13 protein-coding genes and 4 tRNA genes are annotated in these 15,548 nt (G+C 36.8%); 2 read left to right on the top strand and 15 right to left on the bottom strand.

Going from position 1 to position 15,548, the window contains the following annotated elements:
- Positions 1 to 233 precede the first annotated feature (233 nt).
- Together guaC and pepF are read left to right on the top strand one after the other, a co-directional pair.
- Positions 234 to 1,217, top strand: a complete 984-nt coding sequence (gene guaC / locus ACUXEY_RS14020) for a GMP reductase (protein WP_048527944.1) — start codon at positions 234 to 236, stop codon at positions 1,215 to 1,217.
- 137 nt (positions 1,218 to 1,354) lie between these two features.
- On the top strand, positions 1,355 to 3,172 hold the full coding sequence (gene pepF / locus ACUXEY_RS14015) for an oligoendopeptidase F (protein ID WP_461300941.1): 1,818 nt from the start codon (positions 1,355 to 1,357) through the stop codon (positions 3,170 to 3,172).
- Positions 3,173 to 3,209: 37 nt separating this feature from the next.
- Here pepF and ACUXEY_RS14010 read toward each other — a convergent pair whose 3' ends face one another.
- The 15 genes from ACUXEY_RS14010 to dnaB form a co-directional block, all read right to left on the bottom strand.
- Positions 3,210 to 4,088, bottom strand: coding sequence for a radical SAM/SPASM domain-containing protein (locus tag ACUXEY_RS14010; protein ID WP_429601705.1), 879 nt, complete (start codon positions 4,086 to 4,088; stop codon positions 3,210 to 3,212).
- Between the two features lie 137 nt (positions 4,089 to 4,225).
- Positions 4,226 to 4,705 (bottom strand): 23S rRNA (pseudouridine(1915)-N(3))-methyltransferase RlmH, encoded by a 480-nt coding sequence (gene rlmH, locus ACUXEY_RS14005; RefSeq protein ID WP_001027003.1) that lies wholly within the window; start codon positions 4,703 to 4,705, stop codon positions 4,226 to 4,228.
- Between the two features lie 59 nt (positions 4,706 to 4,764).
- Positions 4,765 to 4,950 (bottom strand): CxxH/CxxC protein, encoded by a 186-nt coding sequence (locus ACUXEY_RS14000; protein WP_001052827.1) that lies wholly within the window; start codon positions 4,948 to 4,950, stop codon positions 4,765 to 4,767.
- A gap of 53 nt (positions 4,951 to 5,003) precedes the next feature.
- On the bottom strand, positions 5,004 to 6,179 hold the full coding sequence (locus tag ACUXEY_RS13995; RefSeq protein ID WP_461300940.1) for a S1C family serine protease: 1,176 nt from the start codon (positions 6,177 to 6,179) through the stop codon (positions 5,004 to 5,006).
- Between the two features lie 63 nt (positions 6,180 to 6,242).
- Positions 6,243 to 7,037 carry an MBL fold metallo-hydrolase gene (locus ACUXEY_RS13990; RefSeq protein ID WP_000522836.1) on the bottom strand — a complete coding sequence of 265 codons (795 nt, stop codon included), beginning with the start codon at positions 7,035 to 7,037 and terminating at the stop codon, positions 6,243 to 6,245.
- The gene (locus ACUXEY_RS13985; protein WP_461300939.1) at positions 7,021 to 7,863 is read right to left on the bottom strand and encodes a two-component system regulatory protein YycI; all 843 of its coding nucleotides are present in this window, start codon (positions 7,861 to 7,863) and stop codon (positions 7,021 to 7,023) included. Before ACUXEY_RS13985 ends, ACUXEY_RS13990 begins: the two co-directional genes overlap by 17 nt.
- Positions 7,844 to 9,160 (bottom strand): YycH family regulatory protein, encoded by a 1,317-nt coding sequence (locus tag ACUXEY_RS13980; RefSeq protein WP_461300938.1) that lies wholly within the window; start codon positions 9,158 to 9,160, stop codon positions 7,844 to 7,846. Before ACUXEY_RS13980 ends, ACUXEY_RS13985 begins: the two co-directional genes overlap by 20 nt.
- The gene (gene walK / locus ACUXEY_RS13975; RefSeq protein ID WP_166704372.1) at positions 9,157 to 10,998 is read right to left on the bottom strand and encodes a cell wall metabolism sensor histidine kinase WalK; all 1,842 of its coding nucleotides are present in this window, start codon (positions 10,996 to 10,998) and stop codon (positions 9,157 to 9,159) included. Before walK ends, ACUXEY_RS13980 begins: the two co-directional genes overlap by 4 nt.
- 3 nt (positions 10,999 to 11,001) lie before the next feature.
- Positions 11,002 to 11,709, bottom strand: a complete 708-nt coding sequence (walR, locus tag ACUXEY_RS13970; protein ID WP_000971865.1) for a cell wall metabolism DNA-binding response regulator WalR — start codon at positions 11,707 to 11,709, stop codon at positions 11,002 to 11,004.
- 434 nt (positions 11,710 to 12,143) lie between these two features.
- Positions 12,144 to 12,216, bottom strand: a tRNA-Phe gene (locus ACUXEY_RS13965).
- A 41-nt stretch (positions 12,217 to 12,257) separates the two neighbouring features.
- Positions 12,258 to 12,333 (bottom strand) — tRNA-Asp (locus ACUXEY_RS13960).
- Positions 12,334 to 12,356: 23 nt separating this feature from the next.
- Positions 12,357 to 12,428: transfer RNA gene (locus tag ACUXEY_RS13955), tRNA-Glu, on the bottom strand.
- A gap of 13 nt (positions 12,429 to 12,441) precedes the next feature.
- Positions 12,442 to 12,517 (bottom strand) — tRNA-Lys (locus ACUXEY_RS13950).
- 141 nt (positions 12,518 to 12,658) lie between these two features.
- Entirely contained in the window at positions 12,659 to 13,948 is a 1,290-nt protein-coding gene (locus ACUXEY_RS13945) for an adenylosuccinate synthase (RefSeq protein ID WP_461300937.1), read from the bottom strand.
- 215 nt (positions 13,949 to 14,163) lie between these two features.
- Positions 14,164 to 15,525, bottom strand: coding sequence for a replicative DNA helicase (gene dnaB, locus ACUXEY_RS13940; RefSeq protein ID WP_001286244.1), 1,362 nt, complete (start codon positions 15,523 to 15,525; stop codon positions 14,164 to 14,166).
- Between the last annotated feature and the right edge of the window lie 23 nt (positions 15,526 to 15,548).

Below are 15,548 nucleotides of genomic sequence, written 5' to 3'. Positions count from 1 at the left end.
CCTCCTAAATTTACCTATTAAACTTTTATTTTCCAAACATAATTTTACATCAAATAATACTATGTTTAAACACATTTTCATTACACGAACTTACAAAATACGTAGCTAAAATTTAATTTTCAAATATAAACATGAAAACCTTTGACTTATGAGTGAAAATAATGTAAATTATCCTTTGGACGAACATTTTTAAACAAACTTAATAAAATATTCGTATTTTAGGGGTGTAAATGATGGAAAACGTATTTGACTATGAAGATATTCAATTAATTCCTGCAAAATGTATTGTAAATAGCCGCTCTGAATGTGATACAACTGTCACTTTAGGTAAACATAAATTTAAATTACCTGTCGTACCTGCAAATATGCAAACGATTATTGATGAAAGAATTGCAACTTATTTAGCTGAAAATAATTACTTCTATATCATGCATCGTTTCCAACCAGAGAAACGTATCTCATTCATTAGAGATATGCAATCACGTGGATTAATCGCTTCTATTAGCGTTGGTGTAAAAGAGGACGAATATGAATTCGTACAGCAATTAGCTGCTGAGCACCTTACGCCTGAATACATCACGATTGATATCGCGCACGGACATTCTAATGCTGTAATCAACATGATTCAACATATTAAAAAGCATTTACCAGAAAGCTTCGTTATCGCTGGAAACGTTGGAACTCCAGAAGCGGTAAGAGAATTAGAAAATGCTGGTGCTGACGCAACAAAAGTTGGTATTGGACCTGGTAAAGTTTGTATTACTAAAATTAAAACAGGCTTTGGAACTGGCGGTTGGCAGCTAGCTGCACTTCGCTGGTGTGCAAAAGCTGCAAGTAAGCCAATTATCGCTGACGGTGGTATTCGTACACACGGCGACGTAGCTAAATCTATTCGATTTGGGGCGACTATGGTTATGATCGGTTCTCTATTCGCTGGTCATGAAGAGTCTCCAGGGGAAACAATCGAAAAAGACGGCAAACTCTATAAAGAGTACTTCGGTTCAGCTTCTGAATTCCAAAAAGGCGAGAAGAAAAACGTTGAAGGTAAGAAAATGTTCGTTGAGCATAAAGGTTCTTTAGAAGACACTTTAGTTGAAATGGAACAAGATCTTCAATCTTCTATCTCTTACGCTGGTGGAACAAAATTAGATTCAATTCGTACTGTAGATTATGTAGTCGTGAAAAACTCTATTTTCAACGGTGATAAAGTATATTAATTTTTAAATTTAACTCGAAGGACAAGCATAAAAATGCTTGTCCTTCTTTTTCATATATAGAAATATAAAATATTTTCATTTTACTGAATTTTCTAGTATCATGTTTTTATATACTTATAATAAGGGGGATATAACAAATGAAAAATATAATTGAGAAACGCCATATTCGCGCGGAAGTCCCTACTGAACTAACATGGGACCTCTCTCATTTATACGAATGTGATAAAGAGTGGGAAACTGCATTACGTGTATTAACAGACGATATAAAAAAACTTGATGTGTTTAAAGGCCAATTACACACTAGCTCCACTAGCTTATTACATTGCCTACTTTTAGAAGAAGAGCTTTTAATGAAGTTAACAAAACTATACTCCTACGCAAATTTAAAAGAATCTACTGACCGTACAAATCCAGTTGTTCAAGCAAACTCTTCCAAAATTGCTGCTTTATGGACGAAAGTACATACTGCACTATCCTTTATCCATAATGAAATCCTCTCATTTGACGAAGGAACAATTGAAAAATATTTAACCGAAGAAACAAAACTCGAACCTTTCCGTAAATCATTACTAGACATACTACAAAAAAGGCAGCACACGCTCTCTCCTGAAACAGAAGAAGCTCTTGCTGCACTTGGTGAAGTACATAGTTCTCCATACAAAATTTATGGTATGACTAAATTAGCCGATATGGATTTTACCTCCATACAAGATGAACAAGGAAACGAACTCCCTGTATCATTTGCATTATTTGAAAGTAAATATGAGTTTTCTCCAAGCGTAGACATACGTAGGAAAGCATACTCATCATTTGTTTCCACGTTGAAACGATATAAAAATACGGTGGCAACAACATATGCGACTGAAGTAAAAAAACAAGTGACACTTTCTCGCTTACGCAAATTTGAATCTGTTACTCATATGCTTCTAGAACCTCAAAAAGTTCCACTTGAAATGTATAACAATCAACTTGATATTATTTATAAAGAATTAGCACCTCATATGCGCCGTTTTGCAGATTTAAAAAAGAAAGTATTAGGACTCGATCAAATGCTTTTCTGCGACTTACATGCACCATTAGATCCCGAATTTAATCCGGCAATTACTTATGAAGAAGCTGGAAAACTCATTCAAGACTCTTTACAAGTACTCGGGGATGAATATAGTTCCATTATCGAAAAAGGATTCAAAGAAAGATGGGTCGATCTTGCAGATAATGTAGGGAAATCAACCGGGGCATTTTGTTCAAGCCCGTATGGTTCTCATCCATACATTTTAATTACATGGCAAAATACGATGCGTGGTTGCTTCACATTAGCTCATGAATTTGGGCATGCTGGTCATTTTTATTTAGCAAATAAAAACCAGCGTATTATGAATGTACGTCCATCTATGTACTTTGTTGAGGCACCATCTACAATGAATGAATTACTATTAGCCCAGCATTTATTAGCAACGAATGACGATAAGAGAATGCGCAGATGGGTGATTCTGCAACTACTCGGCACATATTACCATAACTTTGTTACTCACTTACTTGAGGGAGAATATCAAAGAAGAGTATACACGCTAGCAGAAGAAGGCGGAGCCCTTACAGCTACAACTTTAACTGAAATAAAAACAAATGTACTTTCTACATTCTGGGGAAATTCTGTAGAAATTGACGAAGGCGCTGGCTTAACTTGGATGCGTCAACCTCATTATTATATGGGCTTATATTCTTACACCTATTCCGCTGGCCTTACTGCATCTACTGCGGTAGCTCAAATGATTAAAGAGGAAGGACAACCTGCTGTTGACCGCTGGTTAGATGTACTTCGTGCTGGTGGTACGATGAAACCACTTGAATTAATGAAACATGCTGGAGTGGATATGTCAAAACCAGATGCAATCCGCAGGGCCGTTTCTTACGTCGCTTCCTTAATTGATGAATTAGAACGTTCTTATCAAGAATAAAAAATAAGCCCTCGCTTTATGAGGGCTTATTTCATATTTACTTTCCAAATCTTTTACGGTATCCACATTTTCTGCATAGCTCTTCGACTGCAACCCTTTTCGAAAATCCATCGACAATGTTTGTCGCTCTTTCACCTTCTATAATGTTAGAAAATGAGTCAGTATTAATATTTCCAAGGTTAATAATCCCTTCACCATCTAAACAGCAAGGAATAACTGTTCCATTCGCTAAAATCCCAGCTTGATTTCGAAGACCGTGACAGAATCCTTTTCCATCATCCTCTTCTTCATGTAATGCTGGCCACTGGAATTCATAGTCTTGATTAATAAAGACACGTTCCGCAATTTTTATACCTTTTCCCGGTGTAAGCTTCTCTTCGATTTGATAAGATAAACCAAACTCATTTTCAATGATGGATAATAACTCTCTATTTTTCTGGATTTCAGCATTCGTTTTATTATCCTGCGTTAAATTCCATAACCGTAGTGAAACAATTAAATCTGATTGACTTGTCGCCTCTCTAATGAAGGAAAGTATACTTCTTACATAGCCCTCTTTATCTTGCGAACCTGGGTGTCCATCAAAACTGTGCAATGAGAAATTCATTTGTCTTAGAGCAGGCTTATTTAACAGTCTATGCCTTCTCTTATTAATTAACGTTCCGTTCGTTGTAATATTAACTTTAAACCCTTTTTCATGACTTAAATCTAACAGTTGATCTATTTTTGGATGAAGCAACGGCTCACCCTTCACGTGCAAATAAATGTAGTCTGTGTGAGGTTTAATTTGGTCTAATCTTTTCGCAAAATCCTCCACAGAAATGAACTGCTTCTGCCTTTCCGTCGGCGGACAAAAGCTGCACGCAAGATTACATACACTCGTAATCTCCAAGTAAAACTTTTTAAACTTCTTCACCTTTAATTCCTCACTTCTATGACTACTTGTACTTTTTTCCTCTTCATATTACATCACACTTTTTTAGAAATAGAAACATACTTATTTTAGGAAATATAGAAAACGGCCACATCTGTAGCCGTTTGAATGTACTATTACTATTTATGATACGGTTCACCGCGATTAATACGAAACGCTCTATACACTTGCTCAAGCAATACTAATCGCATTAATTGGTGTGGTAATGTCATCTTTGAAAAAGAAAGTGATTCGTTTGAACGCTTCATTACTTCTGAACTTAGTCCAAGTGATCCACCAATTACAAAGGCAACTTTACTCTTTCCATATGTAGCAAGACGATCTAAGCTTACCGCAAATTCTTCTGATGATTTTTGCTTTCCTTCTATCGCTAACGCAATGACGTGCGTATCATCAGAAATTTTATCCAGTATACGTATACCTTCTTTTTCTTTTACAATTAACATTTCTGCTTCACTTAAATTTTCTGGTGCCTTTTCATCTGGCAATTCAATTACTTCTACTTTTGCGTATGCTGATAATCGTTTTAAGTATTCTGCTATACCTTGTTTTAAATATTTTTCTTTTAATTTCCCAATTGAAATAATCGAGATATTCACACGTATTCCCCACCTTACAAACATGTTATCCACATAACTTATCCACATATCCACAAATGTTACCCACATATTGTGTGAGAATCTGTGTTCGATACAACATATGTCGCCTCATTTTGACAAAATTCACATGTTTTTTTCTCTTTTTCCGAGTTATCCACATTGTTGATAACCGGTGCAACTTCACACTCATCCACAATAATATCTAAAGCTAATTCAACATGTTCTAAACAACAAGGTAAATTCATATTCTTCACCTCACTTTTCTACAATAGAAAACAGGAGGTAGGCCCTCCTGTTTTTAATACTTTTGAATGCCTAGTTTAACTGTTGTTGTTGCTCGTTTTGTACCACGATAAAATGTAAGGGTCATTTTATCATTAATTTTTTTATCATATAAGGCCGTACGGAATCCGATAATATCGCGAACCGGTTTTCCATCAACTGCTACAATCACATCGTGTTCTCGTAAACCAGCATCTGTACCTGGCGAAGGACTTTTCACATCTAAAATGCAAACTCCCTCTGTTACATTGCCTGGTAAATGCAATGTTTTTGACCAATAGTAGTTTGGAATCTCATTTAATGATCTCAGTTCAATTCCAACATACGGTCTTCTTACTTTTCCGTACTTCTCTAATTCATTCATAATAGGAACAGCTCTAGTAACAGGAATAGCTAGTCCAATTCCTTCTACTTCTTTTGCTGCAATTTTCATTGAGTTAATGCCAATTAATTGACCTGTTGCATTTACAAGCGCACCACCACTATTACCTGGATTAATTGCTGCGTCTGTTTGCAATACTTCTACTTGCCAATCATAATGTCCATCTTGATCTAAATCTACAGGGACAATACGTTCATTAGCTGAAATAATACCTTGTGTGACAGTTCCAGAAAATTGTAGCCCAAGCGGGTTTCCAATCGCAATGACCGGTTCTCCTCTACGAACAGTATTAGAGTCACCAATTTCAATTACCTTTTTCACATGCTTTGCATCTATTTGTAGTACAGCCAAATCTGTGACTACATCAGTCCCTAATACTTTTCCTGGGACTTTCTTACCGTCACTTAAACTTACTTCAATACGATTTGCCCCAGCAACAACATGATTATTCGTTACGATATAAGCTTGGCCATCTGCCTTTTTATAAATTACACCCGATCCTGTACCAGCTTCTGAATCTGCCTCTGAAAAATTATCTCGTTGAATATTAATAACGCCAACAACAGCTTCAGACGCACGATCAACGGCATCCACAAAGCTAATTTGTTTAATTCCTTGCGCTTCGGCCATATTACTGCCACTTGCTTCCGCTTGTGGGAGCGCGCCTGCATCATTTGTAAATAACGGAGCTCCAAATGCAAATAACGAAGCTCCTACAATTGTTCCTGCTATGCTAGAAATAACAATACCTTTATGCTTCTTTTTCCTTGCACGTTTCATACGATAATTTTCTTCATCAATAAAGGACATATTTGTTCACCTATCTTCCTGAAAACAACTATATTCACCTTTATTGTTTACTAAAATGAAGAATTATACGTATTGAATTTTTGTCGGCATTTTTGGATCTGTATCGTGAATTTCAAAGGCTTCTCCCACTCCAAATCCTTTTTCCTCTAATACTTGTGACACTGACATACGTGCTAGTTCTTTCATGTTATTATCTAGGCTTAAATGCGCTAAATAAATATGTTTTGTCTCGTCTGTAATTACATCTGCCATCGCTAATGCAGCGTCCTCATTACAAACGTGCCCTACATCACTTAAAATACGTCGCTTAATACTCCATGGGTAACGTCCCATACGAAGCATCTCCACGTCATGATTACTTTCAAATACGAAAGCGTTAGCTCCCTTAATAACACCTTTCATACGGTCACTCACGTATCCCGTATCTGTAATAAGAGCTAACTTTCTATTATTGTTGTGAAAAGCATAGAACATCGGCTCTGCGGCGTCATGAGAAACTCCAAATGACTCGACCTCAATATCACCAAATGTTTTCACATCCCCAACTGAGAAAATGAACTTTTGCTCAGTTGGGATATTTCCTATTAAATGTTCCATTGCATTCCATGTCTTCTCATTTGCATAAACAGGCAAATCATATTTACGTGCTAATACACCTAATCCTTTAATATGATCGCTATGTTCATGTGTTACAAGAATACCCGATACATCATTTATATTTAGTTCTGCCTGTTTAAATAAAGCCTCTGTTGCTTTACCACTTAAACCTGCATCGACGAGTAATTTCTTTTCATCTGTTCCTACATATAGCATATTCCCTGTACTTCCACTTGCAAGTACGCTAAAATGCAACCCCATTCTTTCTCACTCCAGTATGTTCATCAACCACTTGATTTTCCCTTTCCCCTAATTCCATAACTTGTCCTTCAATTGCATTTACAAAGAAGTCCTGCTTCTGCTCCGTTTTTAAGTTCCATGTTGGAGCAAGTACTTGGTTATTAGAAGTAGATGCGGTAAGGTTGGCATAACCAATTTGTGCTTCTTTTACATGTGTATTTCCATGAACTTTATTTTTTAAATACAGATTTTCTAAGGCCGTTTGGGCAGTAATAATTTCTTGCTGTTTCGTTTTTTCACTTTCGCCCATTTCTTTTAAATCCGTTAGCATCGTCTGCGTGTATGACACAAGTTCACTTTTTTCATTTAATTCCACAACAATCATTGCCTGATCGTTATAGAAAATGGGTTTATCTTTATATTTTTGGAAGAAGTAAATTTTAGAGTCTTTCATCGCTCCAAACTCATACTTTTGTCCATCCAATACATAGTTCTTCAAAAAATCACTATACTTATCTTTGGATAATGATTTTGTATTCAAAAAGGGCTCTTTTAGCTTACTTTCTATCTTGTACATATTTTGTATATGCGCCATTTGATTTTTTAAAGACTGTATATCTTCTTCTTTAAATGCCTTGTTTTCTGCCCTAATAAATGCCTCTTTTTTCGGTTCTTTAGGGAAATTACCCATAGTAATTTTGTTTGCTTTTAATTCTTGATCTATCTTTGTTTCTGCAACAAGCTCCAATTGATTACTATCTTGCTTTTGAATGAATTGAAAAATGAGAAAGAGGTCCAAAACAAAAAAGGTCACAATAAATATGGTTTTAATCCGATCCCAATCCATTTAGTCCTCCCTCACTCCACTCATATATTTTTTGTTTGCCAGCTTCATCTTCAACAAACTTTACATACCAAATTGGCTGTAGTCGAGCTACTTGCCCATCTAGTGATAATTTGTATCCAATACCAATGTCTTTAATGAGTCGTTTATCTACAGCGGCATTATTTTCTAGGGATGCTATTACAACGTGACCTGACGGAAGAGTAACCTTCTGCTCTATGCCTTTCGTATTTAAAGACAACAACGGTCTTTCATATTCCATTACTTCTTCTGATCCCCTTACTTGTCTCAATTCAGCTAATCCATCTGTATTGAATACGGAATATCCATCTTCATGTAAACGGAATACCGTCTGTCCTTTATTCATATAGTCCAAACGATACGAATCCAAACTCCCACTGTGACCATTTACAAAATCAAAGCTTTTTTGTAAGAGCATTAAATTATCTGTCGTTTTCTCACTTGAAACAGAAGAATTTTTATACTTTAGCATATGCTGATCGTTTTCAATCTCCATAGACCTAATACCGTCTGTAAATGTTTCTTTCGATTTCTCGGTAATAGGGCTTAAATAACGTGGGTCACTAAAAAGAGCATTCTTAAATGTATCAACCGATAAATTAGATGAAATATATGTTATATTACTTAATTCTGTCGTTCCATCTGGTAAAAATAGCTTTTTCATATCATTAATTTGATAGTCAAAATAAGGTTTTGCCGATACTATAAATTGATTTTGTGCATTTACAATATCTTTTAAATACACACCACTTAATTTTGCTTCATATATTCTAGAATTATCACCATCAGAAACAAAAGTAATTTTAATTTCTTGATCCCTACTTCTAGAAGGGTCAAGAATAATTCGATTAAAATTTTTCGGCTTATCTATACTTTTCGCTTTCATATTAAACATAGATTTAACTGCATCAAATGGGATGTTGGTAGGAAAAACAAGTTCAATTTTCCCTTCACCATGCACATAAGAAAGGAAATCAGCTTTAGCAATCGATATCTCTTTGAAATCATATAATTCCCCTGCTTCCAAAGGTTTATAGATTGATTCTATATCTCCCTCTCTTTCGCTCCCGTAATGATTTTTATCTTTATGCACGATCATAGAAGTAGGGCGGACAACATCAGCAATTTTAGTTTGAGTAGTTCCTTCATTCCCCTGCACAAATTTTGCGTTTTGCATAGACGTGGAATCTGGCACATACGTCCATAAGTTAAAAGTAAGAAATAGGCTAATTACAACTAAATTAATTAAAACGATCGTTTTAACATTTTCCATACTCATTCCCAATCGTCCTCTTCATCCGCTGCCATTGGCAATGTGAAGTAAATAGTTGTCCCTTTTCCTTCCTCACTTTTCGCCCAAATCGAGCCACCATGTGCCTCAATCATTTCTTTCGCAATTGCTAATCCAAGTCCTGTACCACCCATTTGTCTTGAACGTGCTTTGTCTACACGATAAAAACGTTCAAAGATTTTATCGACGTTTTCTTTCGGAATACCCATTCCTTGGTCACTTACACTAATCTCTAATAATTCCCCGCGATCACGTAAGCGATATGTTACTGTTCCACCTTCTGGTGAATACTTTAATGCATTCGAAATAATATTATACAAAACCTGTGTAATTTTATCCGTATCCATATCAATAAATCGGGATTTCTTAGAGAAAGATCGTTTGAAACTTACGTTTTGCTCTTTAGACATTTCAAAACGATCAATAATGTTATTAAAGAAGTCAGTAAAGTCGACCCATTCTTTCATTAAACGATGTTCTGTACTATCGAGTTTAGAAAGTTGCAATAACGCATTTACAAGTCTAATCATTCTTTCTGTTTCTTCTTGTGTAACCGTTAAAAATTGCGGTGCAATATTCGGATCTTGCCACGCGCCGTCCGTAAGTGCCTCTAAGTAGCTACGCATCGTCGTTAATGGCGTTCTTAATTCATGGGAAACGTTTGCTACAAACTCACGGCGTTCCCTTTCTATACGCTCCTGCTCAGTTACATCATATAATACAGCGATTAAACCATTTGCTTTCCCTGTCTCTTTTTGAATGACAGAGAAACTAGCACGTAAAATATATGGTTCATTTCTCGTACTAAAATCTAATAAAACAGAATCAGGCTCTTCGTATAAATGATCGAGCGTAAATTCTTCTTGTATCCCTAATACTTCTAAAACAGATTGATCGAGCGCCGTTTCACGCGAAACATTTAGCATCTTTTCCGCAGGATCATTTAATAAAATAATGTCCCCTTTTCGGTCAGTAGCAATTACCCCATCTGTCATATGTGATAAAACGGATGACAATTTACGTCTTTCACTTTCCGTTGAAGAACGAGCTTGTTGTAATTTTTTTGATAAATTATTGAAAGATAATGCTAGTTGTCCAATTTCATCATGGCTATGCACTTTTACTTTTCTTGAATAGTTTCCTTTTGCCATTTCAATCGCTTGTCTTCGCATATCTGAGATTGGTCTCGTAATCGTTTGAGCTAACAAAATTCCAAGTACAGCTGTTACGAGTAATGCGATAACAGTTCCAGTCGCAAAAATTTGATTAATATCCTTCATCTGTTTATAAACATCTTCCATAGATGCAACAATGTAAATAACACCAAGTGCATCTTTGCCGTTATCATCTAGAATAGGCGTAAGCATAACTTGTACACGATGGCCTGTACGACCATCCTTCTCAATTTTCACTTCTGGCTTTTTTTGTACCAATACCCGCTGAACAGCTATATCAGTTGATGTTCTATTTACCTTGTTTTGCTTTGACTCATCTGAAATAGCAAGTAACTTTCTATTCCAATCAAATACACTTACCTCTTGAATATCTTTCTTTCGATCAGAGGCAAATTTTCGAATTGAAGTTTTAATCGTTTCATCTGTTGATTCTGTTTCTGCTTTTGTATGACTTTTTTTAAACTCTTGTTTCAAGTTATATGCTAATAAGTTCGTTTGCTGCGTTAAAGAGTCTCTAAATCCTTGCACAAGACTCTTTTCTAACTCTCTTACGAAATATACACCAATAACCTGCATTGCTATCAATATTAATAGCATATATATGAGTACAAATTTTAAATGAATAGATTGAAAAAAACCGACTTTCTTCATATACTATTCCTGCTCTGGGTCACGCAAGTAATACCCTACTCCACGTCTAGTGACTATTAATGTAGGATGACTTGGATTATCTTCGATTTTTTCACGTAAACGACGAACTGTTACATCCACTGTACGTACATCTCCAAAGTAGTCATAACCCCAAACTGTTTGCAATAAATGTTCGCGCGTCATAACTTGTCCTAAATGTTTTGCTAAATAATGTAGTAGCTCAAATTCACGATGTGTAAGTTCAATATTTTCTTCACGCTTCGTTACACTATATGCATTCGGATTGATAACAATCGGTCCAATAACCATTTCCGTATTTTCTTCTTTTTCTGCAGCACCACCTTGTTGATGGCGACGTAAATTCGCCTTCACGCGAGCAAGTAATTCCCTCGTACTAAATGGCTTCGTTACATAATCATCTGCTCCAAGCTCAAGTCCTAATACTTTATCGATTTCAGAATCCTTTGCTGTAAGCATAATAATCGGCATTTCTGAGCTTTTACGTATTTCACGGCAAACCTCTAAGCCATCCTTACCTGGTAGCATAATATCTAATAAAACCATATCCGGCTGTTCTTCATTCGCTTTTTCAATTGCTTCATCACCATCGTGCGCCATTACAATTTCAAAACCTTCTTTTTCTAGGTTAAACTTCAAAATATCTGCAATCGGCTTTTCATCATCAACTACTAAAATTTTCTTTCCCATCATCGTCTATTTCCTCCTTATAAAGTGAAACTTTAATTGGTGGGTGTTTTCTTCATCACCCACTGATTATTAGCCCTCACCAATTGGGCTTTTACGGGCAGCCCGCTCCTCACCTAACTTCTTTGCTTTCGCTGAATTTTAAGGCTTGGGCTTACTGTCCAGTAAATAGTGGGGTAAAAATATGGTCAATATCCTTAAACACATTGATGTCTACATAGTATGTCCCTATATGACCGCATCTTTTGCTTAAGTACTTTTCCTCTATTCTCACAGACTCATGTATAATCCACATTTACACGGAATCCTATACGATCTATAGAAAAACCTCTAGCTTCAACTGCTAGAGGCTCCTCATTCTATTTTAAAATAACTACTCAATTTTGTAAAATTACACAAATAAAAAGGATATTAAGTGGGCCCACTTAATATCCTGAGAGTGGCTCGGGACGGAATCGAACCGCCGACACGAGGATTTTCAGTCCTCTGCTCTACCGACTGAGCTACCGAGCCAAAACTATATATAAAACCACTAATGGTGGTATAAACAAAAGTGGCGGTCCCGACCGGGGTCGAACCGGCGATCTCCTGCGTGACAGGCAGGCATGTTAACCACTACACCACGGGACCAAAAATGAACATAAAAAAAGACATGACCCGTACGGGATTCGAACCCGTGTTACCGCCGTGAAAGGGCGGTGTCTTAACCACTTGACCAACGGGCCACGAAAAATAAAATGGTGAGCCATGAAGGACTCGAACCTTCGACCCTCTGATTAAAAGTCAGATGCTCTACCAACTGAGCTAATGGCTCATACTCACCAACGTCATATTTTCGTGACGACAAGATGTATCATAGCATGTTTCCTTTATATTTTGCAATACCTTTTTTTATTTTTTTATAAAAGATAAGAAAAAACTCATGCGGACATGAGTTTTTTCTCAAAAATATCAATTAAGCTTCGTATACGTTACGAACGATATTTGTTTGGTTACGATCTGGTCCAACTGAGAACATAGATAATTGAATTCCTGTTAATTCAGAAACACGTTCTACGTATTTTCGTGCATTTTCAGGAAGCTCGTCTAATGATCTTACACCAGTAATATCTTCTGTCCAACCTGGAAGTTCTTCGTATACAGGCTCACATTTCGCTAAAATATTTAAGTTCGCTGGAACTTCATCGATAACTTCGCCATTGCATTTGTAAGCAACACAAATTTTAAGAGTTGGAATACCAGTTAGAACGTCGATAGAGTTTAATGATAAATCTGTTAAACCACTAACACGACGTGCATGTCTTACAACAACGCTATCGAACCAACCTACGCGGCGTGGACGACCAGTTGTCGTTCCATACTCACGACCAACTTCACGAATTTGATGACCAATTTCATCATGAAGCTCAGTAGGGAATGGACCATCACCAACACGGCTTGTATATGCTTTACATACACCTACAACGCGAGTAACTTTTGCAGGACCAACTCCAGTTCCAACTGTTACACCACCAGCAATTGGGTTAGAAGATGTAACGAATGGGTACGTACCATGGTCGATATCAAGCATAACACCTTGTGCACCTTCAAATAGTACACGGTGATTGTTATCTAATGCATCATTTAATACAACAGACGTATCACACACATATTGTGCGATTTGTTGTCCGTACTCGAAGTACTCTTCGAAAATTTCTTCTACACTGAAACCTTCTGTATCGTACATTTTTTCAAACAAACGATTTTTTTGTGCTAAATTGCGCTCAAGCTTCTCTTTAAATGCTTCACGGTCTAAAAGATCAGCCATACGGATACCGATACGAGCAGCTTTATCCATATATGCAGGACCGATACCTTTTTTCGTTGTACCGATTTTGTTATCACCTTTACTCGCTTCTTCTAACTCATCTTGTTTTAAGTGATAAGGTAAAATAACGTGCGCACGGTTACTTACACGTAAATTATCAGTACTTACACCACGATCGTGTAAGTATTTTAATTCTTCAAGTAATGCTTTCGGATCTACTACTAAGCCGTTTCCGATTACACAAATTTTCTCTTTATAGAAAATACCAGATGGAATTAAGTGTAATTTATATTTAACTCCGCCGAAAACAATTGTATGTCCCGCGTTATTTCCACCTTGATATCTTGCAACTACTTCCGCATGCTCAGAAAGAAAATCAGTGATTTTACCTTTTCCTTCGTCGCCCCATTGTGTTCCTACAACTACTACTGAAGACATTATTAAAGCACCTCCGCAATTTTCAAACGATCTATTCAAACAATATAATTGTACCAAAACCGAAAAAGAAGTCAACCAAAAAGCGAACATTTTTTTATTAAAAAACATTTTCGTTCGTAAGAATTATATTTTTGACATTATGAAAGCCTTATCTTTCCCATAAAAAAAAGAAACACATCTTATTATAAGAAATGTGTTTCTTTTTTATACTAGCTTTATGCAGGCGGCGCATGTCCATCCTCGAAGCGGCGTTCTAGGTTAACGAACTTATTGAACTCTTTAACGAATGCGAGTTCTACGGAACCTACAGGACCGTTACGCTGCTTTGCAATAATAATTTCAATCGTATTTTTATTTTCTGTTTCTCGGTCATAGTAATCTTCACGATATAAGAAGGCTACGATATCAGCATCCTGCTCGATACTTCCCGATTCACGAATATCAGACATCATCGGACGTTTATCTTGACGAGATTCTACACCACGAGATAACTGCGACAAGGCAATAACAGGTACTTGCAATTCACGTGCAATCCCTTTTAGTGTACGAGAAATCTCAGATACTTCCTGCTGACGGTTCTCTCCTGATTTCCCGCTTCCTTGAATAAGCTGTAAGTAGTCAATCAAGATCATACCAAGACCCTGTTCTTGTTTTAATCTACGACATTTCGCTCGAATCTCATTTACTTTAATACCTGGTGTATCATCAATATAGATACCAGCATTAGAAAGGCTACCCATTGCCATCGTTAACTTCGCCCAATCATCAGAAGTTAATGACCCGGTACGAAGTCTTTGTGCATCTATATTCCCTTCTGCACAAAGCATACGCATAACTAGCTGATCAGCACCCATCTCTAGACTAAAAATCGCGACATTTTCATCCGTTTTCGTCGCTACGTTTTGTGCGATATTTAATGAAAATGCCGTTTTCCCTACCGATGGACGTGCCGCCACGATGATTAAATCATTTCGCTGGAACCCTGCCGTCATCTTATCTAATTCAGTAAACCCAGTTGGTATCCCGGTAACTTCACCTTTTTGATTATGCAAAAGTTCGATTTTATCGTAAGCATCTACAAGAACGTCTTTAATATTTTGGAATGCCTTCGCATTCGTTTGATGTGATACTTCTAATATTTTTTTCTCAGCCTCATTTAATAGGCCATCCACATCGTCTTCTCTCTCATATCCATCAGACACAATATGAGTCGCTGTTCGAATTAAACGACGTAACAACGCTTTTTCAGCGATGATTCGTGCATAATACTCTACGTTAGCAGCGGTCGGAACAACTTCTGCTAATTCTGCTAAGTAAGAAACCCCACCAACTTCTTCTAATAACCCTTGATCAGCCATCGCTGACGTCATCATTACTAAGTCGATCGGCTCCCCCTTATCAGACAATCCAAGCATGACTTCAAAAATCTTTTGATGTTTCGTTCGATAAAATGAGTCAGGTACCAATAGTTCCGATGCTGACGTTAACGCATCCTGATCAATCAATATAGCACCTAAGACTGCCTGCTCAGCTTCTATATTATGCGGAGGGGTACGATCAGCCATTACATCACTCATACGCAATCCTCCTTGCTTAACTT

This window comes from Bacillus sp. F9_6S_D1_P_5, from assembly GCF_054823925.1.
Note: the sequence above shows the minus strand (reverse complement) of the source record. Positions and strands in the feature narration are given on the sequence as shown.